This window comes from Actinomadura sp. NEAU-AAG7 (genome assembly GCF_018603865.1).
Classification (GTDB): Bacteria; Actinomycetota; Actinomycetes; order Streptosporangiales; family Streptosporangiaceae; genus Spirillospora; species Spirillospora litoris.
In genome coordinates, this window is the sequence record NZ_JAHFZY010000002.1 from 46,827 (window position 1) to 73,086 (window position 26,260).

At 75.7% G+C, this 26,260-nt stretch carries 23 protein-coding genes; 5 read left to right on the forward strand and 18 right to left on the reverse strand.

Annotation, left to right across the window (positions count from 1 at the left end):
• Positions 1–49: 49 nt before the first annotated feature.
• The 9 genes from alc to uraD are packed head-to-tail and all read right to left on the reverse strand — an operon-like array spanning position 50 to position 9,194.
• The gene (gene alc / locus KLI87_RS09615) at positions 50–1,045 is read right to left on the reverse strand and encodes an allantoicase (RefSeq protein ID WP_214616706.1); all 996 of its coding nucleotides are present in this window, start codon (positions 1,043–1,045) and stop codon (positions 50–52) included.
• Positions 1,042–2,355, reverse strand: coding sequence for an allantoinase AllB (gene allB / locus KLI87_RS09620; RefSeq protein WP_214616707.1), 1,314 nt, complete (start codon positions 2,353–2,355; stop codon positions 1,042–1,044). Before allB ends, alc begins: the two co-directional genes overlap by 4 nt.
• A complete protein-coding gene (gene pucD / locus KLI87_RS09625) occupies positions 2,352–4,649 on the reverse strand; it encodes a xanthine dehydrogenase subunit D (protein WP_214616708.1) in 2,298 nt (765 codons plus the stop codon). The genes allB and pucD overlap by 4 nt, the downstream gene beginning before the upstream one ends.
• The gene (locus KLI87_RS09630) at positions 4,649–6,010 is read right to left on the reverse strand and encodes an 8-oxoguanine deaminase (protein ID WP_214616709.1); all 1,362 of its coding nucleotides are present in this window, start codon (positions 6,008–6,010) and stop codon (positions 4,649–4,651) included. Before KLI87_RS09630 ends, pucD begins: the two co-directional genes overlap by 1 nt.
• Positions 6,007–6,519: a (2Fe-2S)-binding protein gene (locus KLI87_RS09635; RefSeq protein ID WP_156221979.1), complete on the reverse strand. Its 513-nt coding sequence runs from the start codon at positions 6,517–6,519 to the stop codon at positions 6,007–6,009. Before KLI87_RS09635 ends, KLI87_RS09630 begins: the two co-directional genes overlap by 4 nt.
• The gene (locus KLI87_RS09640; protein WP_214616710.1) at positions 6,519–7,397 is read right to left on the reverse strand and encodes a xanthine dehydrogenase family protein subunit M; all 879 of its coding nucleotides are present in this window, start codon (positions 7,395–7,397) and stop codon (positions 6,519–6,521) included. Before KLI87_RS09640 ends, KLI87_RS09635 begins: the two co-directional genes overlap by 1 nt.
• A 17-nt stretch (positions 7,398–7,414) precedes the next feature.
• Positions 7,415–8,281, reverse strand: coding sequence for a factor-independent urate hydroxylase (gene pucL / locus KLI87_RS09645; RefSeq protein WP_214616711.1), 867 nt, complete (start codon positions 8,279–8,281; stop codon positions 7,415–7,417).
• A 5-nt stretch (positions 8,282–8,286) separates the two neighbouring features.
• Entirely contained in the window at positions 8,287–8,601 is a 315-nt protein-coding gene (gene uraH / locus KLI87_RS09650; RefSeq protein ID WP_214616712.1) for a hydroxyisourate hydrolase, read from the reverse strand.
• The gene (gene uraD, locus KLI87_RS09655) at positions 8,598–9,194 is read right to left on the reverse strand and encodes a 2-oxo-4-hydroxy-4-carboxy-5-ureidoimidazoline decarboxylase (protein ID WP_308165923.1); all 597 of its coding nucleotides are present in this window, start codon (positions 9,192–9,194) and stop codon (positions 8,598–8,600) included. The genes uraH and uraD overlap by 4 nt, the downstream gene beginning before the upstream one ends.
• Before the next feature lie 128 nt (positions 9,195–9,322).
• Here uraD and KLI87_RS09660 point away from each other — a divergent pair, with 128 nt between their 5' ends.
• Entirely contained in the window at positions 9,323–10,849 is a 1,527-nt protein-coding gene (locus KLI87_RS09660; protein WP_214616713.1) for a PucR family transcriptional regulator ligand-binding domain-containing protein, read from the forward strand.
• Here the strand turns inward: KLI87_RS09660 and KLI87_RS09665 are convergent.
• From KLI87_RS09665 to KLI87_RS09700, 8 genes are read right to left on the reverse strand one after another with little or no spacing between them, the layout of a single operon-like run.
• The gene (locus tag KLI87_RS09665; RefSeq protein ID WP_214616714.1) at positions 10,782–11,894 is read right to left on the reverse strand and encodes a DUF4037 domain-containing protein; all 1,113 of its coding nucleotides are present in this window, start codon (positions 11,892–11,894) and stop codon (positions 10,782–10,784) included. The two genes, KLI87_RS09660 and KLI87_RS09665, sit on opposite strands and share 68 nt — an antisense overlap.
• Before the next feature lie 60 nt (positions 11,895–11,954).
• Complete coding sequence (locus KLI87_RS09670) at positions 11,955–12,836, reverse strand: alpha/beta fold hydrolase (RefSeq protein ID WP_214616715.1); 882 nt, start codon at positions 12,834–12,836, stop codon at positions 11,955–11,957.
• Between the two features lie 41 nt (positions 12,837–12,877).
• Complete coding sequence (locus KLI87_RS09675; RefSeq protein ID WP_214616716.1) at positions 12,878–13,618, reverse strand: Clp protease N-terminal domain-containing protein; 741 nt, start codon at positions 13,616–13,618, stop codon at positions 12,878–12,880.
• 31 nt (positions 13,619–13,649) lie between these two features.
• Positions 13,650–14,600, reverse strand: coding sequence for an NAD(P)-dependent oxidoreductase (locus tag KLI87_RS09680; RefSeq protein ID WP_214616717.1), 951 nt, complete (start codon positions 14,598–14,600; stop codon positions 13,650–13,652).
• Positions 14,597–16,150 carry a class I adenylate-forming enzyme family protein gene (locus KLI87_RS09685; protein ID WP_214616718.1) on the reverse strand — a complete coding sequence of 518 codons (1,554 nt, stop codon included), beginning with the start codon at positions 16,148–16,150 and terminating at the stop codon, positions 14,597–14,599. Before KLI87_RS09685 ends, KLI87_RS09680 begins: the two co-directional genes overlap by 4 nt.
• Complete coding sequence (locus KLI87_RS09690; protein WP_214616719.1) at positions 16,147–17,307, reverse strand: cytochrome P450; 1,161 nt, start codon at positions 17,305–17,307, stop codon at positions 16,147–16,149. Before KLI87_RS09690 ends, KLI87_RS09685 begins: the two co-directional genes overlap by 4 nt.
• Positions 17,304–18,074: a glycosyltransferase family 2 protein gene (locus KLI87_RS09695; RefSeq protein ID WP_308165924.1), complete on the reverse strand. Its 771-nt coding sequence runs from the start codon at positions 18,072–18,074 to the stop codon at positions 17,304–17,306. Before KLI87_RS09695 ends, KLI87_RS09690 begins: the two co-directional genes overlap by 4 nt.
• Positions 18,071–19,084 (reverse strand): 3-oxoacyl-ACP synthase III family protein, encoded by a 1,014-nt coding sequence (locus tag KLI87_RS09700; protein WP_156221965.1) that lies wholly within the window; start codon positions 19,082–19,084, stop codon positions 18,071–18,073. The genes KLI87_RS09695 and KLI87_RS09700 overlap by 4 nt, the downstream gene beginning before the upstream one ends.
• A gap of 234 nt (positions 19,085–19,318) precedes the next feature.
• Here KLI87_RS09700 and KLI87_RS09705 point away from each other — a divergent pair, with 234 nt between their 5' ends.
• Positions 19,319–20,545: a cytochrome P450 gene (locus KLI87_RS09705; RefSeq protein ID WP_308165925.1), complete on the forward strand. Its 1,227-nt coding sequence runs from the start codon at positions 19,319–19,321 to the stop codon at positions 20,543–20,545.
• Here the strand turns inward: KLI87_RS09705 and KLI87_RS09710 are convergent.
• On the reverse strand, positions 20,532–21,632 hold the full coding sequence (locus KLI87_RS09710; RefSeq protein WP_156221963.1) for a hypothetical protein: 1,101 nt from the start codon (positions 21,630–21,632) through the stop codon (positions 20,532–20,534). The two genes, KLI87_RS09705 and KLI87_RS09710, sit on opposite strands and share 14 nt — an antisense overlap.
• A gap of 211 nt (positions 21,633–21,843) precedes the next feature.
• Here KLI87_RS09710 and KLI87_RS09715 point away from each other — a divergent pair, with 211 nt between their 5' ends.
• The 3 genes from KLI87_RS09715 to KLI87_RS09725 all read left to right on the forward strand — a co-directional run bounded on the left by KLI87_RS09715 (position 21,844) and on the right by KLI87_RS09725 (position 26,195).
• Positions 21,844–22,671 carry a metalloregulator ArsR/SmtB family transcription factor gene (locus KLI87_RS09715; protein WP_214616720.1) on the forward strand — a complete coding sequence of 276 codons (828 nt, stop codon included), beginning with the start codon at positions 21,844–21,846 and terminating at the stop codon, positions 22,669–22,671.
• Between the two features lie 41 nt (positions 22,672–22,712).
• Positions 22,713–23,279: a dihydrofolate reductase family protein gene (locus KLI87_RS09720; protein WP_214616721.1), complete on the forward strand. Its 567-nt coding sequence runs from the start codon at positions 22,713–22,715 to the stop codon at positions 23,277–23,279.
• A 105-nt stretch (positions 23,280–23,384) separates the two neighbouring features.
• Complete coding sequence (locus tag KLI87_RS09725) at positions 23,385–26,195, forward strand: hypothetical protein (protein ID WP_214616722.1); 2,811 nt, start codon at positions 23,385–23,387, stop codon at positions 26,193–26,195.
• Positions 26,196–26,260 lie beyond the last annotated feature (65 nt).

Below are 26,260 nucleotides of genomic sequence, written 5' to 3' on the forward strand. Positions count from 1 at the left end.
ATCACTATTGGATAGTGGCACTATTGAATGACCGTCTGTGTGTACTGCGTCACATTCTGTTGCGAAGGGTTTGCCAGCGCGTGGTGAGGGCGTGGTCGGCCGCCGGGGTCAGGTCGCCGTAGAGGCGGAGGCGGGCCAGGCCGCCGTCCGGGTGGATGTCCACGCGGACATGGGTCACCTCGGGGGACGTCACGCGGAAGTGGTGGCGGGTGTCGGGCTGCACGCGGGTGCGCGGGAGGACGACGGCGGGGGTTCCGTGCTCGTCCAGGCCGGTGAGGGCGACCTCGGCGGGGGCGTTGAACTTGAGGTGTGTGGTGTCGATCTCGGCGAGCCGGACGACGCCGGGGGCGGCCAGGGCGATGAGGGCCCAGTCGTTGCCGTCGTCGCGGCGGCGGGCGGTCTCCCAGCCGTCGGCCTGGGTGCGGGCGAGGCCGGGGAACAGCATGTTGTCCGGGGAGGAGTAGAAGGCGTCGGAGCACTCGACCACGCGGGCGCCGTTCTCCAGGGCGGCCAGGTCGACGGTGAGGCCGGTGAGGCGGTCGGGGTCGGGGACGACCTCGCCGTGGACGCGCAGGCGGGCGATGCCGCCGTCGGGGAACATCCTCAGGCGGACGTGGGTGGCGAGACCTCCCGGGGCGACGGGGAAGGCGTGCGCGGTGTCGCCCTGGAGGGGGCTCCTCGGGACGAGTTCGGTCCAGTCGGCGGCGGCGAGTTCGGCGGGCGAGGGGTGGCCGTCCATGGCCGTGGCCTCCACGGACGCGTGCGGCGGGTAGTTACCCTTGAACCACGCCGTGTCGATGACGACGCCGTGGACGACGCCCGGGAGGCCGAGGCGGACGAGGGCCCAGTCGTGGCCGGGGGCGCGGCGGCGGGCGGTCTCCCAGCCGTCGTACCGCTGGCCTTTCGGGCCGAACGTCGCGGGCGCGAAGGCCGGCGCCCACGGGTTGAGCAGGTTCTCCTTCTCGGCGAAGGACTCGTCGCTGGCCGCGAGGACGGAGCCGCCGAGGGTCCGGACGGCGAGGTCCGGGAGCGCGGTGAAGGTCATCGGGTCTCCGTTCGGGCGAGCGGGCGTCCGGTGGGGGCGTCGCCGGCGCGGGTTCCGCGCAGCCAGGTCGCCTGGACGACGCCCGACAGCGTGCGTCCCTCATAGGGCGTGACGGGGTGGCGGTGGTGCAGGGACGCGGCGTCCACGGTGAAGTCCGCGTCGGGGTCGAAGGCGACGAGGTCGGCGTCGCGGCCGACGGCGATGCGGCCCTTGGGGAGGGCGGCGAGGGCGGCGGGCCCCTCGGCCATCCAGCGGACGACCGAGGCCAGCGAGCGGCCTCGGGACCGGGCCTCCGTCCAGACGGCGGGCAGCCCGAGCTGGAGGGACGAGACGCCTCCCCACGCGGTGGCGAAGTCGCCGCGTTTCAGTTCGGGGACGCAGGGCGAGTGGTCGGTGACGACGCAGGAGACGACGCCGGTTTCGAGGCCGCGCCACAGGGCGTCGCGGTTGGCGGCGTCGCGGATGGGCGGGCAGCACTTGTAGGACGTCGCGGACGGCCCCGGCACGTCGTCCGCGCAGAGCGTCAGGTAGTGCGGGCAGGTCTCGGCGCTGACGGGGAGCCCGTCGGCCTGGGCGCGGGCCAGCGGGTCCAGGCAGTCGGCGGCGGACAGGTGCAGGATGTGGGCGCGCACGCCGGTCTCCGCCGCGAGCGCGACGACCCGTTCGACCGCCCGCCGCTCGGCCGAGGGCGGACGGGACGCGAGGAACTCGCCGTAGGAGCCCCCGGACGGCGCGCGGAGATCGGCCGGATCCTCGGCGTGCACGATGACCAGGCCGCCGAACGAGGCGATCTCCTGGAACGCCTCCCGCATCCGCGCGGCGCCGAGCGGCGGGAACTCGGGGACGCCGGAGTCGGAGGTGAAGCACTTGAACCCGAACACGCCCGCGTCGTGGAGGGCGCGCAGGTAGAGGCGGTTGCCGGGGACCGCGCCGCCCCAGAACCCGACGTCCACGAAGAGCGCGCCCTCGGCGGCGGCGCGCTTGAGCGCGAGCGCGGACGGCGTGACCGTGGGCGGCAGCGAGTTCAGCGGCATGTCGACCAGCGTGGTGACGCCGCCGGACGCGGCGGCGCGGGTCGCGGTGGCGAAGCCCTCCCATTCGGTGCGGCCCGGTTCGTTGATGTGGACGTGGGTGTCCACGAGCCCCGGCAGCAGCGCCGTGTCGCCGAGGCGGGTCTCGGCGGACGCGGGAAGCGGGGCGTCGTACGGGGTGATCGCGGCGACGCGCCCGTCCCGGACGGCGACCGCGGCGGGGCGCTCGCCGTCCGGCAGCACGGCCCGCCGCGAGCGGATCACCAGGTCGTACCTCATATGACGTGCTCCGGTCGCACCGGCACCCGGGTGAGGGGCCGTCCGGTGGCGTCGCGGATGGCGGCGACGATCGCGGGCGTGGACGACAGCGTGGGCGGCTCCCCCGCGCCGCGCAGGCCGTAGGGGGCCTCGGGGTCGGGGTACTCCAGGATGTCGAGCCGCATCGGCGGCATGTCGAGGATCGTCGGGATGAGGTAGTCGGTGAAGGAGGGGTTGCGGACGCGGCCGTCCGTCACGAGGATCTCCTCCATCACGGCGAGCCCGAGGCCCTGCGCGGAGCCGCCGTGGATCTGGCCCTCCAGCGCCTGCCGGTTGAGGATCCTCCCGACGTCCTGGACGGCGGCCAGCTCGACGACCTTGACGAGCCCGAGGTCGACGTCCACGTCCACGACGGCGCGGTGGACGCAGAGCGCGAGCTGTGTGTGGCTGCGGCCCTGCCCGGTGACGGGGTCCATGCGCTCGGTGGCGCGGTGGTGGTACTCGCGGGTGTGCTCGATGACCGTGTCGCCGAGGACGTCCTCGACCGCGGCGAGGACGGCGCCCGACGCGGCGACGATCTTGCCTCCGGCGACGTGCGCGGCCTCGGGGAGCGAGCGCCGGGCGAGGTCGAGGAGGTCGGCGCGGACCGCCTCGCAGGCCGCCTTCACGGCGCCGCCCGACATGTAGGACTGGCGGGACGCGCTGGAGGACCCGGCGTCGCCGACGCCGGTGTCGGCCGGGGCGATCGTGACCCTCTGGACGCCCAGCTCGGTGCGGGCGATCTGCGCCTGGATCGTGACGAGCCCCTGCCCGACCTCCGCCGCCGCCGTGTGGACGAGCGCGGTCGCCTCCCCGCCGATGACCTCCAGCCGGACCCGCGCGGTGGCGAGGTCGTCGAAGCCCTCGGAGAAGCAGATGTTCTTGAGCCCGACGCCGTAGCCGACGCCGCGCACGACGCCCTCGCCGCGCGTGGCCTGGGAGACGCCGCCGGGCAGGTTGCGCGGGTCGGAGGCGTCCAGCTCCGGCGGCATCGGCATCGCCTCCAGCCGCGACAGCATCGGCGCGAGCGGCGCGGGCGACTCGATGACCTGCCCGGTCGCGAGCCGGGAGCCCTGCGAGACGGCGTTGCGGCGGCGGATCTCGACCGGGCCGAGGCCGCACGCCTCGCCGAGCCTGTCCATCATCGACTCGTAGGCGAAGCACGCCTGCACGGCGCCGAAGCCGCGCATCGCCCCGCACGGCGGGTTGTTGGTGTAGACGCCGTACGCGTCGATCCTGATGTTGGGGATCTCGTAGGGGCCGACGCCGAGCGAGGCGGCGTTCCCGACGACGTTCAGCGAGGACGAGGTGTAGGCGCCGCCGTCCAGCACGATCTCGACGTCGGCGTACAGCAGCCGCCCGTCGGACGCGGCGCCGTACTCGTAGCGCATCAGCGCGGGATGCCGGTGGACGTGCCCGAAGAACGACTCGTACCGGTTGTAGGACATCTTCACCGGCCTGCCGGTGCGCAGCGCGAGCATGGCGGCGTGGATCTGCATCGACAGGTCCTCGCGGCCGCCGAACGCGCCGCCGACGCCCGCGAGCGTCATGTGGATCTTCTCCTCGGGCAGGCCGAGGCAGGGCGCGATCTGCTTGAGGTCGTTGTGGATCCACTGCGTGGAGACGTACAGGTCGACGCCGCCGTCCTCGGACGGGATCGCGAGGCCCGCCTCGGGCCCGAGGAACGCCTGGTCCTGGATGCCGACCTCGAACTCCGAGGAGACGACGACGTCGGCGCGTTCGCGGGCGGCGTCCACGTCCCCGACCCGGACCGGCTGGTACCGGGTGACGCCGCCCCGGTCCTGCACCTTCAGCCGCTCGGGGTCGGCGATGACGGCGCGCGCGTCGGTGATCGGCTCCAGCACCTCGTACCGGACGCCGATCAGCTCCAGCGCGCGCCGCGCGGTCTCGGGGTGGTCGGCGGCGACGATCGCGACGGGCTCGCCCTGGTGCCGGACCTGGCCGGAGGCGAGGACGGGCTGGTCCTCGACGCCGTCCACGCCGAACGCGGCGCGGCCGGGCACGTCCTCGTGGGTGAGGACGGCGCGGACGCCGGGCAGCGCCAGCGCGGGCCCGACGTCGATCGCGCGGATGAGCGCGCGGGGGTGCGGGCTGCGGAGCGTCGCGCCCCACAGCATCCCGTCGATCCACAGGTCCGACGCGTAGGCGAACTCGCCCGCGACCTTGAGCGTCCCGTCGGGACGGGCCGCGCTCTCCCCCACCCCGCCGATGCCGGGGGCCGCCACATGGCCGGGGGACTTCACCGGGGCCACCATCAGAGGACCTCCTGCGCGAGCGTCATGAGACGGCGGTGGGCGGCGGCTCCGCGCCGTCCGACCTCGTCCTGGGGGACGGAGACGAGCGCGTCGTCGCGGACGATCGTCCGCCCGCCGACCAGCAGCCGCTCCAGCGGCGGCGTCTGCCCGAAGGCGAGGGCGACGACCGGGTCGTCGATCGCGGCGTGGAAGCCGTCGATCCGCCACAGCGCGATGTCGGCGAGCCTGCCGGGCTCCAGCGTGCCGAGGTCGGCCTCGCGGCCGAGGCAGCGGGCGCCGCCGAGCGTCGCCATCTCCAGGGCCTGCCGGGCGGTCAGCGCGGCGGGCCCGTACCGGGCGCGCTGCATGTAGATCGCCTGCCGCATCTCCCCGGCGAGCGGGACCATCTCGGCCGACGCCGGGCCGTCCACGCCGAGCCCGACCGGCGCGCCCGCCTCCAGCAGGTGCGAGACGCGGGCGATGCCGGAGCCGAGGCGGGCGTTGGAGCTCGGGCAGTGCGCGGTGCCGGTGCCGGTCTCGGCGAGCCGCTTCACGTCGGAGTCGTGCAGGTGGACGCAGTGCGCGAGCCACACGTCCGCGCCGAGCCAGCCGAGCGAGTCCATGTACTCGACCGGCGTCATGCCGAACCGCTCGGTCGTGTGCTCCTCCTCGTCGCGGGTCTCGGCGAGGTGGGTGTGCAGCCGGACGCCCCGGGAGCGCGCCAGCTCCGCCGACCTGACCAGCAGGTCGCGGGTGACGGAGAACGGCGAGCAGGGCGCGACCGCGACGCGGAGCATGGAGCCGGGCGAGGGGTCGTGGTAGCGGTCGAGCGCGGTCTCGGTCTCGGCCAGGATCGTGTCGATGTCCTCGACGGCCTCGTCGGGCGGGAGCCCGCCGTCGGACCGCCCCAGGTCCATCGACCCCCGGCACGGGTGGAAGCGCACGCCGAGTTCGCGCGCGGCCTCGATCCCGGCGGCGAACAGGTCGCCGCGCCCCTTCGGGAACAGGTAGTGGTGGTCGGTGGAGGTGGTGCAGCCCGACTTGGCGAGCCAGCCGAGCCCGGCGCTCGCGGCGCCGCCCGCGACCTCCGCGTCCATCTTCGACCAGGGCTCGTACAGGGTGGTCAGCCACTCGAACAGGGTGGCGCCGGTGGCGATGCCCTGGCTCGCCCACTGGTAGAGGTGGTGGTGGGCGTTGACCAGGCCGGGCGTGGCGAGGCAGCCGCGCCCCTCGATCCGCTCCACCGCCCCGCCTTCCGGGGCGGCCGGCGCCGGGCCCGCGCCGACCGAGGCGATCCTCTCGCCGTCGACGACGATGTGGCCGCCGGGGTACTCCTCGCCGGAGACGGTCACGATGTGGGCGTTCTCGATGACGGTCCTCATGACCGCACCGCCTTCCCCCCGGCCGTCCGCTTACGCGCGGCGGCGAGGCGGACCGCGTCCAGGATCTTCTCGTAGCCGGTGCAGCGGCACAGGTTCCCGGCGAGGGCCTCGCGGATCTCGGCGTCGGACGGCTCGGGGTTGCGCTCGACCAGGTCGTGGGACGCGACGATGAGCCCCGGCGTGCAGAACCCGCACTGCACGGCGCCCGCGTCCACGAACGCCTGCTGCACGGGATCGAGCCGCGCCTCCCCCGCGTCGCCGGGCGGCCCCTCGGTCAGCCCCTCGACGGTGCGGACGTCGCGCCCCTGCGCCTGGCCCACGGCGACCAGGCACGAGCAGACCGGCACGCCGTCCAGATAGACGGTGCAGGACCCGCATTCGCCCTGCTCGCAGGCGTTCTTGGAGCCGGGCAGGCCCATCCGCTCCCGCAGCGCGTAGAGCAGGCTCTCGCCCTCCCACACGTCGTCGACGGTCTCGGCCGAGCCGTTCACGGTGATGGTCACGCGCATCAGGACACCCTCCTTTCCGGGGTGGCGGCGCGGTGGTCGTTCCAGGCCCAGGCGAGGGTGCGGCGCGCCATCACCGCGAGGGCGTGCCTGCGGTACCCGGCGGTCCCCCGGACGTCGTCGATCGGCGCCGCCGCGTCCGCGACCAGCTCCCCGAACCGGCGGGACGCGGCGTCCGGCAGCGGGCCGCGCCCCTCCCAGTCCAGCTCGGCGGACGCGAACGCCTCGGCGGCGGGCGCGCGGCGCGGGGTCGGGGCGGCCGAGCCGACACCGGTGCCGACCCGGCGCTCCTCCGGGTGCAGCGCGAGCGCGAACGAGCACACCGCGATGACCATCGCGTTCCGGGTGCCGATCTTCGAGAAGTACTGCGGGCCGGACGCAGGGGCGCTCCAGAACGCGCGGATCAGCTCGTCCGGCTCCAGCGCGCTGCGCTTCACGCCGAGGTAGAACTCCGCCGCCGGGATCATCCGGACGCCGCGCGCCGCCGACTCGGCCTCGACCACCGCGTCCCCGGCGAGCAGCGGCGGATGGGAGTCCCCGGCGGGCGAGGCGGCGCCGAGGTTCCCGCCGACCGAGCCCCGGTTGCGGATCTGCGGGGAGCCGACGGTCCGGGCCGCCTGCGCGAGGCCGGGCAGCCGGTCCCCCAGCTCCCTGATCAGCCGCGCGTACGGGACGCCCGCGCCGACGCGCAGCCGCCCGCCGGAGGTGTCCCACTCGGTCAGCTCGGCGACGCGGTTCAGGTCCAGCAGCGCCTCGGGGCGCCGCACGTCGAAGTTGATCTCGACCATGACGTCGGTGCCGCCCTGGATGGGCAGCGCCCCGGGGTGCTCCGCCTTGGCCGCCAGCGCGTCCGCCCAGGTGGCCGGTCGCATGAACTCCATCTCTTCCCCCGTACCCGTCATACCCACGCGGATGGGGCGTCCGGGGCGTCGTCGATGAGCACCGAGCCCTCGATCAGCCCGTACGGACGGTCCGCCGCGAAGTAGACCTCGTTGTCGTTGTCCAGGCCGAACGGCTTCAGATCGACCAGGAAGTGGTGCTTGTTGGGCATCGCCATCCGCACCTCGCAGATCTCGGGCCGCTCGCCGAGCACGCGGCGCCCCATCTGGTACAGCGTCTGCTGGAGGGACAGGCTGTGCGTCCCGGCGAACGCGCCCAGCAGCGCCGCGCGGGCCGCGCGGTAGGACTCGCCCCAGGGAGCCCCGAGCGCGCGGTACCGCCACCGCGCGGTCACGGCCGTGGCGAGGATCCGGTCGCCGGTGGGCGCGAGCGTCGTGTAGGCGTCCTCGGCGAAGCCGTGGAACTCGCTGCCCGTGGACTTGAGGACGACCAGGTCGGTCAGCCCCGACACCACCGACTCGGCGCCGCCCGTCCCGTCGCTGTGGACGAGCGCGGTCCGCACCTCGCCGCCGTCGCGGACGAACGAGTGCGGCCCGGCGATCCGGTCCCAGCCGTACTCGTGGATCTCCACCCGGGCGTGGGCGACCGCGCGCTGGGAGTCGACGAAGTGCCGGGCGAGCAGCAGCGCGAAGTCCTCGATCTCCCCGATACCGTGCTGGCGGGCGAACGCGAACACCGTGTTCTTCTGCGAGTCGGTCGGCAGGACGGCGGAGTTGTCGCCGCTCAGGTGCACCTCGTCCATGTCGCCGGACAGCGACACGCTCACGCTCAGGTCCTTGATCCGGTGGGCGTCGCCGTCCCTGCTGACGCGTACGACGCGCGTCTCCGCCTTCCCGTAGCGGTTGGGGCCGAGCACGATGGCCATGGGGGCTAGCTCCCTCGGTAGGTGGAGTAGGCGAACGGGCTCAGCAGCAGCGGCACGTGCAGGTGCCGCTCCGGGTCGGTGACGGTGAACGCGACCGTGACCTCGGGATAGAACTCCGACAGCCCCCCTGTGTCGAAGGTCAGCCGGTGCACGCCCGGCCCGGGGAGCACGCCCCACTCGCCGATCCGGCCGTCGGCGTCGGTGCGGGCCTCGGCGAGCGTCGTCCAGCCCCCGTCCGGGTCCCGCCGGTCGAGCCGGACGGCCACGCCCCGCGCGGGCAGGCCGCGCGCCGCGTCCAGCACATGCGTCGAAAGGCTCACGCGTTCCTCCCGTTCGCCTCGCCGATCACGTCGAGGAGCTTCGCCAGCCGCAGGTCGACGATCCTGGTCAGCTCGTAGCGGACGACCGCCTGCTCGGTCCCGGTGTCGTTGCCCAGGCGGGCGCGCAGCGCGGCGAGCATCTCGGCCGCGCCCAGCCCGGTCGCGCAGAGCAGGAACACGTGCCCGAAGCGCTCCTCGTAGGCCCGGTTGCCCGCCGCGAGGGCCGCGCGGACCTCCGCCGCCGCGCCGTCCGCGCCCGACTGCTCGCCGCGCGACCACGCGGCCTCCCGGTCGCCGCCCTGAGGCCGTTCGCCTTGGGACCGCTCGCCTTGGGGCCGCTCGTGGTGGGGCCGGTCGCCGAGGCGGGGGTGGGCGGCGAGCGCCTCCCTGATCCCGGCCCAGTCCCGCGCGGCGAGCGCGACCGCCGAGGCGGAGCGCAGCGCGGGAAGGCCCGGGTAGGGGCGTCCGGCGGCGACCTCGTCCGCCCAGCGGCGGGACGCGCAGCAGGTCAGCAGCTCCGCGCGGGCGGCCCGCGCGGGCAGGGAGTTCAGCACCTCCAGCCCGGCCACCCCGACCGGTCGTTCGATGGTCACCCGCGCCTCCTCGATCCGCTCCCTGAAGTACACACAGGGGCCCCTACCGGGGTCGAGGGACAGGAGATCCGAACCGCGCCGCCCCGCCGAGGCGGGGTTTTGTACGTTCCTCCAGTTAACTAGGGCATATGAAGCTGCGCGCGCTGCTCGACCTGCCCGAGTCGCGGCTGGAGCTGGTCACCGGGCAGGACGAACTGGACCGGGCGGTCCGCTGGGTCGTCACCACCGACCTGCTGGAGCCCGGCCGGTACCTGCGGGGCGGGGAGCTGGTGCTGACGGGCCTGGTCTGGCGGTCGGGCCCCGCCGACTCGGAGACGTTCGTGCGGGCGCTGGCGGCGGCGGGCGCGTCCGCGCTCGCCGGGGGCCTGGCGCGCGGCGCGCTCCCCGACGATCTCGTGGCGGCCTGCCGCGCCCACCGGATGCCGCTGTTCGCGGTGGCGGAGGACGTGGCGTTCGCGACGATCACCGAGGAGGTCGTCCGGCACCTGTCGGGCGCCCGCGCCGCCGACCTGACCGCCGTGCTCGACCGGCACCGGCGGCTCGTCGCCGACGCGGGCGGGGGCGGCACCGGGCTGGGCGCCGTGCTGGAGCTGGTGTCCGGCGATCTCGGCATGCGGTGCTGGGTGCTGGCGCCCACCGGGCGGCTGGTCGCGGGCCCGGAGCCGGTGCCCGACGGCGCGGACCTGGCCCGCGCGTTCCTGACCGCGCGCCGGCTGCCGCGCCCGCACGCCGGCGTGTCGGTCTTCCCCGTCGCCGGGCAGGCGACGCCGCGGGTCGCGGACTGGTTCCTGGCCTGCGAGGGCGACGTGGACGACTGGTCCGCCGAGCGCCGCGCGCTCGCCACCGAGCTGGCCTCGATCGTCGCGCTGGAGCGGGCCCGGCTGGACGACCGGCTCAGCGTCGGGGGCCGTCTCGCGCAGGAGCTGGTGCGGCTGGTCGCCGCGGCGGCGAGCGCGGAGGAGATCGCGCCGCGGTTGGAGCTGTCTGGGCTGGACGCGGCCGCCCGGTTCGCCGCGGTCGCCGCGTCCGGGGGCGGGGCGCTGCGGCCGGGCGAGCTGCGGGCGGTGCTGGGCGAGGTGCTGGGCGAGGCGCCGGCCGCCCCGCGCCCGGTCCTCGGGCTGCTGGACGAGGAGGCCGTCGCGCTCGTCCAGGTGGAGGGCGCCGGACGCGACCTCGCCGGGGAGATCCAGCCGGCCCTGGACGCGCTCGCCCCCGGCCTCGCCGACGGCGGCGGCCTCGCCGTCGGGGTCAGCGACGTCGTCCCCGCCGGGGAGCTGCGCGGCGCCGTGGAGGAGGCCCGGTACGCGCGGCGGCTGGCGGCGGGGCGCGCCGCCCCGGTGTGCGTGGTGCGGCACGACGAGCTGGCGACGCACGTGCTGCTGCTGGCGAGCGTGCCCGACGACGTCCGGCACATGTTCAGGGTCAGGCTGCTGGACCCGCTGCGCACCTACGACGACGTCCACAAGGCCGATCTCGTCCGGACGCTGGAGACGTTCCTCCAGAACTCCGGGTCGTGGGCGCGGTGCGCCGAGCAGCTCCACCTGCACGTGAACTCGGTCCGCTACCGCATCCAGCGGATCGAGGACCTCACCGGTCGCGACCTGTCGCGTCTTGAGGACCGGGTCGACTTCTTCCTGGCGCTGCGGCTGGGCTGATCCACGCCCGGTACGCGGCGCGCAGGGCGGCCCTGCGGTCGCCGGAGGTCAGGACGTCCACGCCGTCGGCCCACTGCTCGACGGACCCGACGCCGGGCGGCAGCGCCGCCACCTCCGGGTCGCGGACGTCGGCGAGCAGACCCGCCCAGACGGCCTCGTCGATGGTGCGGAACGGCCGGTCCCAGAAGGGGGTCACGACCGAGTCCGGGGTGGGGAGGCCGCGCTCGCGTTGCAGGGCGCCGAGCAGCTCGGCGGCCTCCGCGAGCGCCGCCTCGCGGTCCTCCCAGCGCGCCGCCGAGACCGCCGCCGCGAGCGGGCCCTCCAGGGAGGGCGCGACGTCCAGCCGCGCGAACGCGGTGCCGCGCCACTTCGCGTAGGGGATCCACGCGCGGGAGAGCGCGAACGCCAGGCGGCACAGGTCCTCGGCGACGCGGGCGCCGAGCAGCCGCGAGCCGGTCTCATCGCCGCGCCGCGCGGTGCGTCCGACGACCGGCATCCACTGGGACACGCGCCGCCACCACGCGGCGAGCACGTACCGCTCGATGTCCGGCGGGTAGTGGCGCAGGGTCGCGCGGGCGGGCGCCAGCGTCGCGGTCGTGTCCTCGAAGACCGGCCCGGCCGTCACCTCCAGCACGGCCTGCCCGGTCAGGCAGAGCCAGTCCGCGACCGCCGGCGGGCGCGTCGGGTCGACGCCGAGGCGGGAGCGGCAGAAGTCCGCGACGGTCGCGACCTCCACGTTGTGGGTGTCGGCCGCGTCCCAGGTCACCGGGAACCGGACGGGATGCCCGCCGTAGCGGGCGGGCAGGTCGCGTTCGAGGAGCCGGTCGATGCCGGGCACCGCGTCCGGGTCGTCGACCAGCAGCGTGAGGCGGCAGCCCCAGTCGTGGTCGCGGCTCATCGCGTCGTCGAGCCCGAGCACGTCCGACCCGGAGCCGAGCCGCGCCGCCGCGTACCGCAGCCCCGGCATCGCCCGCGCCAGCAGCGGCCGGACGACGTCGGCGTGGAAGGCCCCGGCGAGCGCAGCGCCACCCTGTCGATCATTCACGGGCCCACTCCACCAGAGGACGCGCCGCTCGGGCGACCGGTTATCGGGCCGCTCGCGCGATCAGGTTCCGGAGGTGTGCCGGAGGATCGCGGGGACGATCACGTCCCAGGCCCGCCGGGGCAGCTCCTGGCCCATGCCCGGGACGGTGACCAGCCGCGCGTCCGGGATCTCGGCGGCCAGCGCGCGCCCGTTGCCGAGGGGGAAGAACGGGTCGTCCTCGCCGTGGACCACGAGGGTGGGCGCCGTGATCTCGCCGAGGCGCTCGCGCCAGCGGTCGCCGGAGTCGAGCGCGGCGAACGTGCTCCCCATCAGGTTCGCCCGGTACGCGCGGCCCTGCCCGTCGGCCGGGGCGGCGATCCGGTCGAGGACCGCCTCGACCGCGGCGCGGGCCTCCGCCTCGTCGAACCCGCCGCCGCCGAAACGGCGCGCGTTCTCGACCGCGGCCGCGGCGACGGACGCGCGGTCGGTCCAGTCGACGGGCGGCGGGTTCGTGAAATGGGCCATGATCTCCGGCGCGTGCTCGGGCAGGTCGGCGTCGGCCGGGCCGGGCGCGGTCGGCCGCGTCGCGATCAGCGTGAGCGTGGCGACGCGGTCCGGGTGGTCGAGCGCGAGGAGCTGCGCGATCCAGCCGCCGACCCCGAAGCCCGCGACGTGCGCGGCGGGCAGGCCGAGGGCCTCCAGCAGGGCGGCCGCGTCGGCGACCAGGTCGCGCAGCGTGTAGCCGGGGGCCTCGGGGGTGACGGTCGTCGAGCGTCCGGTGTCGCGCAGGTCGTAGCGGATCACGAACCCGGCCGGGCCGCCGCCCTTCCCGGCCAGCGCCTCGCACAGCCCACCGGGCCAGGTGAGCATCGTGTTGCCGATGAGCAGGAGCGGCGGCGCGTCCCGGTCCCCGAACGTCTCGGCGCACAGGTCCACGCCGTTGGCCTTGATGAGGGTCTCCATACCGGGTACGACCGCCGCCGCACCCGGAACTCATCGGCGTCTCACTCCTCTTCGTCCGGGACGTTGTCCATCAGCGGCTTGAGGGCGGCGAGGATGTTCGCCTCGGCCGTCCCCTTGTCGACGCCGAGGTCGCTGAGCAGGCCCGCCCCGTCCTCGAACTCCAGCAGGGCCAGCAGGATGTGCTCGGTCCCGATGTAGTTGTGGCCGAGGCGGAGCGCCTCGCGGAAGGTCAGCTCCAGGACCTTCTTCGCCTCCGCGTCGTAGGGGACCAGCGCGGGGACCTCCTCGGCGCGCGGCGGGAGCACCGCCGTGGCGGTCTCGCGGACCGTGTCCAGCGACACGCCCTGCGCCGTGATCGCCTTGCCCGCGAGCGCCTCGGGCTCGGCGAGCAGGCCGAGCACGACGTGCGCGACGCCGATCCCGGTGTTGCCCGCCGCCTTCGCCTCGTTCTGCGACGACACGACGACGTTGCGGGCGCGGGTCGTGTAGCGGGAGAAGCCCTGCGACATGTCGAGGTCGGGCGTCGCCCCCTTCGGCACGAACCGCTTCTGCGCGGCCTGCTTGCTGACGCCCATGCTCTTGCCGATCTCGGTCCAGGACGCGCCGGACCGGCGCGCCTGGTCCACGAAGTGGCCGATGAGGTGGTCGGCGACCTCGCCGAGGTGCTCGGCGGCGAGCACGGCGCTGGTGAGCTGTTCGAGGGCGTCGGGGTGCACCTTCTTGATCGTGCTGATGAGTTCGTCGAGGCGGACCTGGCCGCCCGCCGGAGTGGGTTCCGTCATGCGTCAACCATAGGTTGACGCTCCTTGGCCGTCAACCCGTGGTTGACGTTTCCCAGGAGGCGGCGCCCGCGAACGTCGTCGGGTGCGGCCGGTAGCCGAGGACGGCGCGGGCGGCGGTGATGTCGAGCGTCCGCTCGACCGCGAGATGGCCGACGGCGTAGCGGGTGAGGCGCGGCGGCTCGCGGCGGCGGGCCAGCAGGAACGCGCCCTCGACGGCGGCCGCGAGGGGCCCGGCGAGCCGCGCGGGCGCGTAGACCGGCCGCGCGCGGACGCCGCGCTCGCGCAGGATCTCCCGGAAGGCGTCGTCGATCGCGACCGGGAACGCGTCCGTGATGTTGAAGACGCCCGAGGCCACCGGGCCGGTCGCGGCCAGCACGCAGGCCCGCGCGAGGTTGCCGACCGAGGTGAGGCTGACACGCTGGCGGCCCGTCCCGACGGCGGGCAGCACCGGGCCGCGCACGGCGGACAGGACGCGCGGCAGCAGCGCCCGGTCCCCCGGGCCGTAGACGGCGTGCGGGCGCAGCACGACCGCGCCGTGGCCCCGGGCCAGGACGGCGCGCTCGGCGGCGGCCTTGGACGCGCCGTAGGCGTTGAGGTAGCGGGCCACCGGCGCCTCGTCCTCGGTGACCATGACGCTCGGCCGGAACGGGTCGTACACGCTGGCCGTGCTGACGTGCACGAACCGTGCCCCGGGGAAGGCGGCCATGGCGGCGCGCGTCCCGGTGAGGTTCCCGGCGAAGATCTCGGCGGCGGGTCCCCAGTCGGTGACGCTCCCCGCGCAGTGGACGACGGCGTCGACGGGCGGCGCGTCCCGGAGCGGGCCCCGGGTGAGGTCCCACGCGCGGTAGGAGGCGCCGCCGAGATGGGCGGCCGGGACGTCCCCGCGGCGGCCGAAGCCGTGGACGGTGGCGCCCTCCGCGGTCAGCGCCCGGCACACCGCGCCGCCCACGAACCCGGACGCGCCGGTCACCGCGACCCTCACCGCGCCGTACCCGCCGGGCCCGCCGTACCCGCCGTACCCGCGGTGACCAGGTCGCGCAGCCGGGCCCGGTCGAGCTTGCGCCCGCGCCCCGAGCGCGGCAGCTCGGCCAGGACGACGACGCGGTCGGGGAGGGCGTCGTGGTCGATGACGCCGGGGAGGACGCGGCGCAGCCGCCCCGGCAGGTCGCCGGGGCCGACGACGGCGAGCACGACCTCCTCGTCGCCGGTGCCCGGGTCGGGGACGCCGACGATCGCGGCGTCCGCCACGTCCGGGAGCGCGGCGATCGCCGGTTCGTACAGGCCGGGGTAGAGGTTGAACTTGCCGCGGATCAGCATGTCCTTCTTGCGGCCGGTCAGGACGAGCGACCCCCCGTCCAGCCGGACGAGGTCGCCGGTGGGGAGTTCGGTGAGCGGCTCCGCGCCGAGGTAGCCGCGGCACAGGTTGGGCCCGGACAGCAGCAGTTCGCCGTCGTCCGCCGGACGCGCGCCGACCCCGGGCAGCGGCGCGCCGAGCAGGTCTCCCCCGGCGCCGGAGGCGACGTGCGCGAGCTTCTCCTCCGCCGACGCGATCGCGACCGGCAGGATCTCCGTCATCGCGTACACCGACAGCACCTCGGCCGACGGCGCCGCGGCGACCGCGCGCCGCAGGATCCCGGCGGGCGCGGGGGCCGCGCCGAGCAGCACGTACCGCAGCGTGTCCGGCAGCGCGGGCGCCGCGTCGAGGACCTCGGCGAGGTGCGCGGGGACGCAGAACGTGTGCGTCGCGCCGCGCTCGCGCATCAGCCGCGCGAACTCGGCGGGCGCGCAGGGCGGCGGCGGCATCGACCAGCGCGCCCCCGAGACCAGCGTGGGCAGCCCGAGCATGAGCTGGTCGGTGTGGACGACATCGCCGGGCCCGAGCGGCATCCGCTCCCGGAACAGGTCGAGCGCCGCCGCGAGCGACCCCTGCGTGTGGACGACCGCGCGCGGGTCCTCGGTCGTCCCGGAGGTGAAGATCACGGCGGCGGGCGCGCCGGGGTCGCCGTCGCCGTCCGGCTCCGGGGCGTCGCCCCGGACGAGGTCCGCGAACGGCAGCGCGCCGCGCGGGACACCCGGCAGCCGCCGCCCCACATGGACATGCCGCATCGGCCCCTCGCCGGGGATCCGCAGGTCGGCGAGGTTCGGCAGGAGCAGCCCGCGACGCCGCGCATACGCCCGCACCGGCCGCAGCCTGCTCCCCGCATACAGCACCGACTCGGCCGCCGACCAGCGCGGGCGCGCCAGCCGGAGCCGCGCGGTGAACATCTCGGGACCGGCGCCCGGGTCGGCGAACACGACCACGCCGCCCGCCGCGACGACCCCGAGCGCGAGGACGAGCGACTCCGGCGAGGGCCGCACGGAGAACAGCACGCCGTCCCCCGCCGCGAGCCCGGCCGACAGCAGCCCGTGCCGCACGGCCAGCACCCGCCGCCGCAGCTCGCCGTAGGTGAGTTCCGCTCCGTCCCCGGCGACGAGGGCGACGGCCCCGGGTGTGCGGGCGGCCTGGTCGGCCAACCGGCGGATCAGCGTCATGCGGGAGCCCTCTCGGTGCGGACGGCCAGGCGGCGGTAGGTGGGGATGAGGACGCCGCGCGCCGCCGCCCGGCGGGTGATCCGCAGCGGCGCGGCGGCGAGGAGCGTCCGGGCGACCAGCCGGACCTCGGCCATCGCCAGCGGGTACCCGATGCAGAAGTGCGGGCCCGCGCCGAACCACAGCCTCCGCAGCTCCGGCGGATGGGAGCGGTCGAGATCGAACGCCCCATCGGCCTGGCAGCAGTTGTGGGTGGCGATCAGGATCCGGTCGCCGGGGCGGACCGCCACCCCGCCGACCTCGGCGGCGCGGTGGACGCTGCGCAGCATCACCGGCGTCGGCGTCGCCACCCGCATAGCCTCCTCGATCGCGCGGTCCAGCAGGCCGCCGGGGTCGGCGGCGACGCGGCCGAGGGTCCCGGAGTCGGCGAGCAGGGCGACCAGGCGGGGGATCAGCGTCGCGACCGTCTCGGTCCCGGTGAGGAAGAACGCGGCGGCCGCGCCGCGCGCCTCGTCCGGCGCGAGGCCGAGGGCGCGCATCCGGCCCATCACGGTCGACTCGTCCCCGGCGGCGTAGGAGCGGGCGGCGATGCCGCCGAGCGGGTCCAGCACCTCCCGGGCCCGCGCGACCTGGGACGGGGAGAGCCGCCGCGTCCGCAGCGACACCGTCGCCGCGATCCGCTCGCCGCGCTCGAACAGGGCGCGGACGTCCGCCTCGTCCCGCACGTCCAGGCCGATGACCTCGCCGATCACCGTGCCCGCGACGACGCGGGAGAAGGCGACCAGGTCCACGGTCGCGCCGCGCGCGAGCCGGTCGCGCAGCCGGGCGAGCGGCTCGGCCAGCACCCGCGCGCACAGCTCCTCGGTGGAGGACGGTGTGAACAGCTCGGTCAGGCGCCGGCGCAGCGCGCGGTGCGCCTCCCCCTCCATGTTCAGCAGGACGGACGGCCCGAGCACCGGCGTCCACAGGTCACCGGGCGAACCGGGGCCGTCCTTGCGGAACGTCTCGCCGTCCATGAGGACGGCGCGGGCCGCGGACGCGTCGTTCACCACCACGCCGACCCCGGGCACGCGCACGGCCGGGCCGCGCCGGGCGGCGCCGCGCAGCAGCGGGTAGGCCAGCGGGTGCGCCGCCAGGTAGAGGCGCCGTTCCCAGTTCACCGGATGTCCACGACGGGGGGCCGGTAGCGGTGGTCGGCGTACCAGCCGAGGGTTCTGAGCAGGCCGAACGCGCGCAGCCGCCGCACCGACCCGTACACGGCGACGTCCCGGCGCAGGCCGTAGGCGGCGGTCAGCCGGCGGACGCGGTTGACCAGCGCGCGGTCCTCGTGGACGTCCTCGATGCGGGTGCGCGGGAAGCCGCCCGCCCGCTCGTACAGGTCCGCGGTGATCGCGATGTTGCAGCCGGGCATCATCACGTAGGGGCCGAGGTAGCAGGGGTCCTGGTTGCCAGGACGGAACCGTCCGAACAGCGCGGCGGCACCGATGACGGCGGGCAGCAGCCGCCGCTCCCACAGTTTGAGCGGGAACTCGTCGGTGCGGGGTCGCAGCGGGCCCGACACCATCTCCAGCCCGTCGGCGAACGCCCGCTTCACCGCCGCGACCCACCCGGGGTCGGGCAGGCAGTCGGCGTCGGTGCGGGCGAGGTGCGTCGCCCCGGCGGCGATGGCGTGCCGGAAGCCGGTGTCGGCGGCGGCGCCGGTCCCCTTCTCCGGCTCCGGGACGATCCGGACGTCCAGCCCCGGGTGCCGTGCGGCGAACTCCCGCACCACGGCCGCCGTGCCGTCGGCGCTGCCGTTGTCGACGACCACGAGCGTGAAGCCGGTGTCGCTCTGCCCGGCGAGGCTCCGCAGCGTCGCGCCGATGGAGCGTTCCTCGTCGTAGGCGGGGACGACGACCCACACGTTCACCGTTCTGCCCCCGCTCACAGCTCGGCGAAGACGACGCCGAGGCTGATGCCGCCGGCGAGCCCGACCAGCGCGACCCGGTCGCCGGGGCGGCAGCGCCCCCGCTCCAGCGCCGTCGCGAGTTGGAGCGGCAGGCTCGCAGAGGCGAGGTTGCCGTGCTCGGGCAGCGTCACCACCAGCCGGTCGGCGGGGATGCCGAGCGCCGCCCGCGTCGCCTCCAGGTAGGGGACCGTGACCTGGTGGACGGCGACCACCGCGAAGTCGTCCCAGCCCAGCCCGGTCTTCTCCAGCGCCGTGTCGAACAGCTCGGGGCCGCCCGCGGCGAACGCGTCCTTCAGGCGCCGGCCGTCGCCGCTGAAGTAGGTGCGCTCGGGGTCGCGCGGGTGCATCGAGCCGCCGCCCGGCAGCGTCCCGACCCGCCACGCGCTGGAGACGGCCGCGAAGTCGCGGTAGAAGATCCCGCCGTCCGGGGCGGCCTCGACCAGCGCCGCCGCGCCGCCGTCCGACAGCGTGTAGCCGGCGAACGCGTCCGCGAACTGGGCCCGGTCGCGGACGCTCCAGCGGATGGCGCGCGAGGGGCTCTCCCCCGTGCACACGAGCACGCGCTCGTGCTGCCCGGTGCGGACCAGCGCGTCCGCCACCTGGAGGCCGTTGAGGAAGCTGTTGCAGGCGTTCTTCACATCGAACACCGGGCAGCGGGCGCCGAGCTTGGCGGCGACGATGTGCGCGGTCGCGGGCTCGACCAGGTCCTGCGACGCCGAGCCGAAGACCAGCAGGTCCACCGCCTCGGGGGCCAGGCCCCGCCCGGCGAGGACGCGGCGCGCCGCCGCCGCGGCCAGGTCGGACGCCTGCTCGTCGTCGCGCATGACGTGCCGGACGCGGATCCCGGTCATCCGCTCGACGATCGTCGGACGCGGCCGGTAGGGGTGTCCGGCGGCGCCGCTCTCGGCCGCGACGCGCTCCTCGACCTCGGCGCTGGTGACCGTGCGCGCGGGCAGATGCGCCGCGACGGCGGTGATACGGGCTCTCATGGGCAGGGTTCCTCGCGCTCTCCGTGGACGGCGAGCCCCGGGGTCCCCCACGGGCCGGCGCCGCTTCGTGCCTGGTCGGGCTCAGATTCTCGGACCAGGACCGGTCCCGGACACCGCGACCCTACGGAACATCGCCTGGGCGTTGTAACCCGGTTCGCCGTGAGTACTACCACTCATCCCGTTACGTGGGGATACGGATGCCGGCGCGCGGGCGGCACCCGGCACAATCACCGGGTGACCAGCACAAAGATCAGGAACACGGCGGGCGGCGGCGCGGCGGCCGCGAACGCCGCGCGGCACGAGGCGCGGCTGCTGTGGGAGGGCAACCGCGGCCTGTACGCGCTGCTCCAGGCGGCCCGCCACGCCGGGCCCCTCGTCCGCGTCCCCCGGCTCGGCTGGGTCGTGACCGACCCGGTGCTCGCGCGCCGCGTCCTGAACGACCACGGCTCGTTCGCGATGAACGGCGAGGGCGGCGTCGGGCACCTGTGGACGCAGCTGTTCGGCGAGGAGATGGGGCGGTTCTTCGGCGGCGCCCGGCACGCCGAGGTGCGCACCCGCGCCCGCGACCTGTTCACCGAGGACGCCGCCCGCGCGCTGGTCGAGCGCTCCCAGGGGGCGCACCACGCGGACCTCGCCCGGCGCCTGACCGCCGGCGCGGTCGTGGACGTCGCCGACACCGCCCGCGTCCTGTCCGGGCGGATGGTCGCCGACCTGCTCGGGCTCCCCGCGGACCGCCCGGACGCCGCCTACCGCGACCTGTTCGCGGCGGGCGAGCGGCTCGCCTCGCTGGCCGTCGGCACCACGTCCTCGACCGACCTCGACCCGGCGACGGTCGCGCGGGCCCGCGTGATCGTCGCGGAGATCACCGCCGCGGTCCCGGCCGCCTACGCGGGCGCGGGGCCGGGCACGCTCCTCGGCCGCTGCCGCGAGATGGGCTTCGGCCTGCCGCTGAGCCGGGGGCTCGCGACGCTGCTGGTCATCGCGGGCACCGAGACCGGGGCGTCCGGGACCGTCCGGACGGTGGCGCTGCTGCACGACACCGGGCAGCAGCGCGCCCTGCTCGCCGACCCCTCGCTGACCGGCAACGCCGTGCGCGAGGGCCTGCGCGTCGCCGCCCCCGCCCCGGTGATCGGACGGCACGTCGCCCGCGACGCCGTGGTCGCCGGACGGAGGCTGCGCGCCGGGGAGCGCGTCCTGGTGCTGACCTACCTCGCCACCAACGGCGCGGGGCCGTTCGACGTGCGCCGCCCCTATGTGCCCGAGACCCGGCAGCTGTGGTTCGGCGGCGGCCGCCACCTTTGCCTCGGCGCCGCCGTCGCCCGCGAGCAGGTCGCCCGCATGCTGGGGACGCTGCACGCCGCCGGGCACCCGTACCGGATCACCTCCCGCCGCGCCGCGCGCCGCGTCCTGGTGCCCTCCTACGCGAGCCTGGAGGTGTCCCTGGACCTCAGACGTGGGTGACCTGCTGGCAGGGCTGGGCGGCCTGGATCGGCGCGGACAGGTCGTAGGGGTCCACCGGCTTCCCGGGGGGCGCCGCGCCCGGCGTCCCCGGGAAGGTGGGGTGGACGAAGGCGTCCCCGAAGTCGCAGGCCATCGGCGCGGTGGAGCTGTCGGTGCGGACGATCCGCAGCCGCACCCTCCCGCCTTCGCGGTGGACGAAGACCTCCGTCGCGCGCCGCACGATGACGCGCATCGTCGTCGAGGGCGACCCGGGGCGCCGCACCGCGTACACGAACAGGTGGTCGGTCGTGACCTTCGCGCCGTCGGCGCCCTGGTCGCGCTGCTTCCGCGCGGTCACCGTGCCGCGCACCTTGACCACGTCGGCGGCCCGCTCGGCGCTGCCCGCCGCGAAACTCGTCACCCACGCCCGGCTGTTCTTCGGCCCCTTGCGGTCGAGGGAGCGCTCGAACTCGCGGCGCTGCCGCGGCTCCAGCAGCCTGGCGAAGGCGTCGGGCCTGCGCTCGAACACCACGGTGGGATCGAGGTTCGCCGCGACGAGCAGCTTGCGGACCTGGACGTAGGCGAGCGCCATGTCGGCCTCGGAGAGCCCGTTCACCGCCTTCGGGTCGGGCATCTGGAGCCCGGCCTCGCCGTCGGCGTAGTCCGCCGCCGGCGACCCCGCGAACGGGTCGGCCGGGCCGCCCCCCGGGCTCGGCGCGGGCAGCGGCAGCAGCGCCGCGCCGCCGGCGGCGCCGCCCGCGTCGCCGGGCCGGTTCCACCACCACAGCGCGGTGGAGATCAGCAGCAGCACCATCACGCCGCTGATCACCTGGACGACGGCCTTGCGGTGGCTCGGGTCCCGGTACCCCGCGTGCCGCGAGCCCCGGAAGAGCGCCCACCGGGGACGGCGTCCGCCCCACTCCCGGCCGAGTCCTCCCCCGAACGGCGCGGATCTTCGCTCCTCCCGCCGGGCGCGCCACCGCTCGCGCCTCCCGGGCACGTGGGCGCGCTCACGAGCGGACGGCTCGGTGAACGCCGCACTCCTGACGAAATCGTCGTCGAACACGGGTCCGTCGTCGAACGCGTGCTCGTCGGCATCTGCGGGCATCTGCGAACTCTCTCCGGCGCGGGCGAGGTGAGCCCAGGCTAACCGACCCCTCCCCCACTGGAATCCCCCGCACGGGCCGTCCCGCCCTCACCAGAAGGGGGAGCGGAACGGGCGGTGGCGCACGCACTCGACCACCGTGACCGGCGCCCGGTTCATCCGACCTCGAATTATTCCTTGACAAGAATATTCACTGTGGAGAATACTTCGGGCCATGGACACGACACTCCTCGCCGCGCTGGCGGATCCGGCCCGCTGGCGGCTGGTGAGCCTGCTGGCCGAGCGGCCCCGGCCGGTCGGCGTCCTGGCCCGGCTCGCCGACGCGCGCCAGCCGCAGACCACCAAGCACCTCCAGACGCTGGAGCGCGCCGGCGTGGTCTCCTCCCGGCGGGTCGGCCAGCGCCGCCTCTACGCCCTCCGGCCCGGCCCGCTGCGGGACCTGGCGACCGCCCTCAACCGGCTCGCCGACACCGCGGACCGGCCCGGCGGGCCGGGCGAGGTCCACGACCGCCACGCGGCCGGCCTCGACGCGGAGCGGCGGGCCGCCGAGGCGCCTGGGTGGGCCGACGGACGCTCGTTCGGGTTCCGCCGGTCGCTGGCGGGCAGCCCCGCGCGGGTCTGGCGGCACCTGACCGAGCCGTCGCTGCTGACCCGCTGGTGGACGCCCGACGACCTGCGCGTCTCCGAGCTCGTCTTCGAGGCGCGGCCCGGCGGGCGGATCGTCCTGGAATACCGCGACCTCGACGACACCGACGGCACGGACGTGGTCGCCGGACGCGCCGAGGGCGCCGTCGAGGAGGCGCGCCTCCGGGAGCGCCTCGCCTACCGGATGTCCTCGCTGCTGCCCGACGGCGGCCCGGCCTTCACCGCCCACGTCTCCCTCGACCTGGCCCCGGCCGGCACCGGCACACGGCTCGACGCGCACTGGCGGATCACCGGCAGCACCGTCGAGTCCGCCGACTTCGTCGCCGGGATCGAGATCGGCTTCGGCCAGAGCCTCGACAAGCTCGCCGCGGACCTCGCCGCCGGCGACGACCTGTAAGACACCGACCCCAGCACAGACACAGGAACCAGGAGCCTCTCATGGGACGACTGATCATCAATCTGGCCATGACCGTCAACGGCGCCTTCGAGGCCCCCTCCGCCGAACCGCAGGGCGGCTGGCTGGTCACCGACCCCGACAGCGTGCGGGACGGGCTGGAGATGTGGCAGGCGGCCGACGCCATGGTGCTCGGACGCAAGACCTACGAGGGCCTGGCGGCCGTGTGGCCGAGCCTGGCGGCCGTGCCCGGCTTCGAGGCGTACGCGGCCCGGATGAACGGGATGCCGAAGTACGTCGCGTCCCGGTCGCTGACCGGTCCGCTGGAGTGGAAGGCCACCCTGCTCGACGGCGACCTCGCCACCGCCGTGAGCCGCCTCAAGGAGGAGCACGACGGCAACCTGGTCTCCCCCTCCGGCGGGGAGTTCGCCCGCGCGCTCATCGCCCACGACCTCGTCGACGAGTACCGGTTCAACGTCAGCCCCTACCTGTGGGCGGCCGGGCCGCGCGTCTTCGACGACATCGGCCCCGGCCGGCTGGAGCTCATCAACACCACGACCTTCCCCTCGGGCGTGGTCCGGCTCTGCTACCGGCCCGCGCCGAAGGAGTAGGCGCGTCCGGCGGCTTCGCGGGGGTTTCGGTGGGTGTGCGGAAAGGGACGGCGAGTGTCGGTGGGGGTGGCTAGGCTCGCGGCGCGGTGATCGGGAGGGGTGAGGGTGGACGTTTCGGATGTTTCGGATGCGGTGGCGCTGGGGGCGGACGATCCGCGCGAGGCGCGGGCGCGCACGCTGCGGATCGCGGGTGGCCGGGCCGCGGCGGACGTGCCCGCGTTCCTCGACGGCGCGGCGCTCCGGTTCGCGGAGGCGGGGCAGGTCGAGCAGGCGGCGTTCCTGTTCGGCCGGGCCCGCGAGGTGGAGGACGCCCACCACCGCCTGTTCGACCTCGACATCGACACGGCCCGGGTGCAGCGGACGCTGGTGGAGTTCGTCCCGCACGGGGTGATCACCGCGACGCTGCTGCACGATCACCTGCGGCGGCTGGCGATGCACCCCGAGCCCGCGGTCGCGCACGAATGGGCGCGCGCCGCGCTGGGCGCGTTCCTCGACGCGGGCGTCGTCCCGTATCCGAACGTGGTCGCCGACCTGCTGCCGGTCGCGCGGGCCGCCGGGGTGGAGGAGGCCGAGGAGACCGGCCACATCGCCGCGCGGCTGCTGCGCGGCGGGCTGCTGGCCAGGGCGCCGCTGCCGGTGTGGGAGGCGGTCGAGGGGGCGCTGCGGCGGCTCGCCGGCGACCCCGAGTTCCTCGACCTGCTGATCGCGGCCCGGCCCGACCTCTACGACGACCCCGAGACCCGGGCCGAGCACCACCGGAGGTGGCTGCTGCTGCTCGGGCTGGTCGACGCGGGGCGGCGGCTGTCCAGGCGGTGGCTCGTCGAGCTGGGCGCGCAGCCCGCCGCCGAGCTGATGCGGCTGGCGGGGTCCGCCGGCGACCGGGTGTTCCCCTCGCTCGGGCGCTGGTTCGACCCGGACGCCGACCCCCTCACCGGACGGCGGAAGGCGCCCCTCAAGGCGGACGCGCCGCACTGGACGTCCGACGCCGCGGACTTCACCGCGTTCGCCGCGAAGGTGGAGACCGACCGCTCGGCGCGGGCCCAGCTCGCCGCCTACGCCGAGCAGGTGGGCAGGTACGACAATGTCGACTACCCCGCGGTGCTCACGGCGCTGTGGGCGCGGCCGCCGATCCGGCGCGTGCTGACCGAGCTGACCGACGGGTGGAAGGCCGAATGCGCGGCCGGCGACCTGCTCGGGCTGGAGCGGTCGCTGCCGTGGCTGACCCCGCTGGCCGCGACCGCGTCGCCGGTCAGGGACGCGCTCGCCGACGTGGAGGTCACCGACCCGGTCGACGCGCTGTGGCGGGCGCTGCGCGCCGGCGTCCCGGAGGAGCTGCGCTTCCCGAACGTCGGCGCGTCGCCGGTCACGGTCGTCCTGCACGAGGACCATCTGACGCTCGGCATCGCGGGCAAGCGCGTCGAGGTGCACGGCCCCGGCGGCACCGTGCGGCGCCGCGACGGGGAGTTCCCCGGCGCGACGTTCCCGTGGCACGACGGCGAGGAGTTCTGGCTGTCGCGGCTGAACGGGCGGCGCCCCGAGACCTACCGGCTGGTGGACGGCGGCCTGGAGGTGCCGGACGGCGCGGCGGCGGCCGAGACCCGGTGGCCGCGCAGCCCCGCCGCCGTCGAGGTCACGTTCCCCGGCGCCGACTCGCCCGTGCTGGTCACGCTCGACCGCGGACTCCTCAGCCTGGTCGCCGACGGGCGGCCGACCGTCCGGGTGCACTACGACCCGGTGCAGGGCGAAGAGGTCATGCCGCCGCCCGGCTTCTGGCCGCACCTCTCCCCCACCGACCCGGCCGGGTCGGCGGCACTGCGCCGCGTCGACCGCGCGGACGTCGCCCGGCTGGTCGACGCGGCGCTCGTCCACCCGAAGGAGCTGGAGGAGGAGCTGCCCCGCGTCCTCCCCGACGTCACCGACCCCCGGCTGCTGAACGGGGTGGCCGAGCTGGCGCGGCGCGCCGCCGCCTGCCTGTTCCGGGTGCTGCGCCTGCACGACGCCCTCGGCACCGACCATCCGGCCGTGCTGCCCGCGCGCCTGCGTACGCGGCCCGACCTGCGGCCGGGGCGGTCGGTCGGGCAGGTCGTGGCCGTCCGGTACCTCGCGGAGGTGCTGGAGGAGGCGGCCGGCACGGGCCCCGCCTACGACACCCCGCACCCGGTCGGGCGCGTCGAGCTGCCCGAGACCGCCCCCGGCGTGTACTTCCCGTTCGGGGCGCTCGGCGGCAAGGCGCTGCTCGCGGCCATGCCGTGGACGGCCGAGTACGCCCGTGCCAGGCTGCTCGACACGCTCGCCGCCTGGGGGAACACGCCCTGGGGCGACGGGAGCGGCCGGTGGCGGCGGCTGTGGTTCGCGGCCCAGGCCACCCAGGACCCGGTCGGCCGCGTCTGGCGGACCCCCGGCGGCGCGATGATCGTCCTGTCGTTCCAGAACCACCCGCACAAGGACTCCGTCGCCGTCGAGTACTCCCCGGACGGCACGTTCCGCGACTTCACCTTCCCCGGCTGGCACGAGAGGTACCGGCCCAAGCCGCAGGGGTGGGGCGGGGCCGACCGCATCGCCCGCCTCCTGCGGCTGATCGCCGAGCGGGGGCCCGCGCCCTACGACGTGGCGGCGATCCGGTCGCTGGCCGAGCGCACGGGGCTGCCGGTGCCCACCGCCGCGTCCGCCGCGTGCGGGTACCCGTTCACGGTGGGCCGCGACCACGAGCGCTCGCTGCTGCCGCCCGATGTCGAGGCGCTGTTCCAGGACCCGGAGACCGGCGGGCACGCGGCCAAGACCGGCTCCTGGCAGCTCGACGACGCGCTCCGCGAGGTGCTGATGCCCGACGACCCGGAGGACCTCTGGGTCACCGGCATCGCCGTCGACAAGGCCGTCGCGTGGTGGAACGGCGGAGGCCGCGACGAGGGCCACTGAACCGGCGGCCGGTATCCGGCCCGGACGAGCCCGCCCCGGCCGCGCTGGTCCCGGCGGTGCGCGTC

Coding starts and splice junctions, on each gene's coding strand:
- pucL (WP_214616711.1), bottom strand. CDS start 8,281: ATGGCCATCGTGCTCGGCCCCAACCGCTACGGGAAGGCGGAGACGCGC.
- KLI87_RS09710 (WP_156221963.1), bottom strand. CDS start 21,632: ATGCCCGCAGATGCCGACGAGCACGCGTTCGACGACGGACCCGTGTTC.
- pucD (WP_214616708.1), bottom strand. CDS start 4,649: ATGGTGGCCCCGGTGAAGTCCCCCGGCCATGTGGCGGCCCCCGGCATC.
- KLI87_RS09675 (WP_214616716.1), bottom strand. CDS start 13,618: ATGACGGAACCCACTCCGGCGGGCGGCCAGGTCCGCCTCGACGAACTC.
- KLI87_RS09660 (WP_214616713.1), top strand. CDS start 9,323: ATGAAGCTGCGCGCGCTGCTCGACCTGCCCGAGTCGCGGCTGGAGCTG.
- KLI87_RS09720 (WP_214616721.1), top strand. CDS start 22,713: ATGGGACGACTGATCATCAATCTGGCCATGACCGTCAACGGCGCCTTC.
- alc (WP_214616706.1), bottom strand. CDS start 1,045: ATGACCTTCACCGCGCTCCCGGACCTCGCCGTCCGGACCCTCGGCGGC.
- KLI87_RS09700 (WP_156221965.1), bottom strand. CDS start 19,084: ATGAGAGCCCGTATCACCGCCGTCGCGGCGCATCTGCCCGCGCGCACG.
- KLI87_RS09670 (WP_214616715.1), bottom strand. CDS start 12,836: ATGGAGACCCTCATCAAGGCCAACGGCGTGGACCTGTGCGCCGAGACG.
- KLI87_RS09630 (WP_214616709.1), bottom strand. CDS start 6,010: ATGAGGACCGTCATCGAGAACGCCCACATCGTGACCGTCTCCGGCGAG.
- KLI87_RS09635 (WP_156221979.1), bottom strand. CDS start 6,519: ATGCGCGTGACCATCACCGTGAACGGCTCGGCCGAGACCGTCGACGAC.
- allB (WP_214616707.1), bottom strand. CDS start 2,355: ATGAGGTACGACCTGGTGATCCGCTCGCGGCGGGCCGTGCTGCCGGAC.
- KLI87_RS09715 (WP_214616720.1), top strand. CDS start 21,844: ATGGACACGACACTCCTCGCCGCGCTGGCGGATCCGGCCCGCTGGCGG.
- KLI87_RS09685 (WP_214616718.1), bottom strand. CDS start 16,150: ATGACGCTGATCCGCCGGTTGGCCGACCAGGCCGCCCGCACACCCGGG.
- KLI87_RS09640 (WP_214616710.1), bottom strand. CDS start 7,397: ATGGAGTTCATGCGACCGGCCACCTGGGCGGACGCGCTGGCGGCCAAG.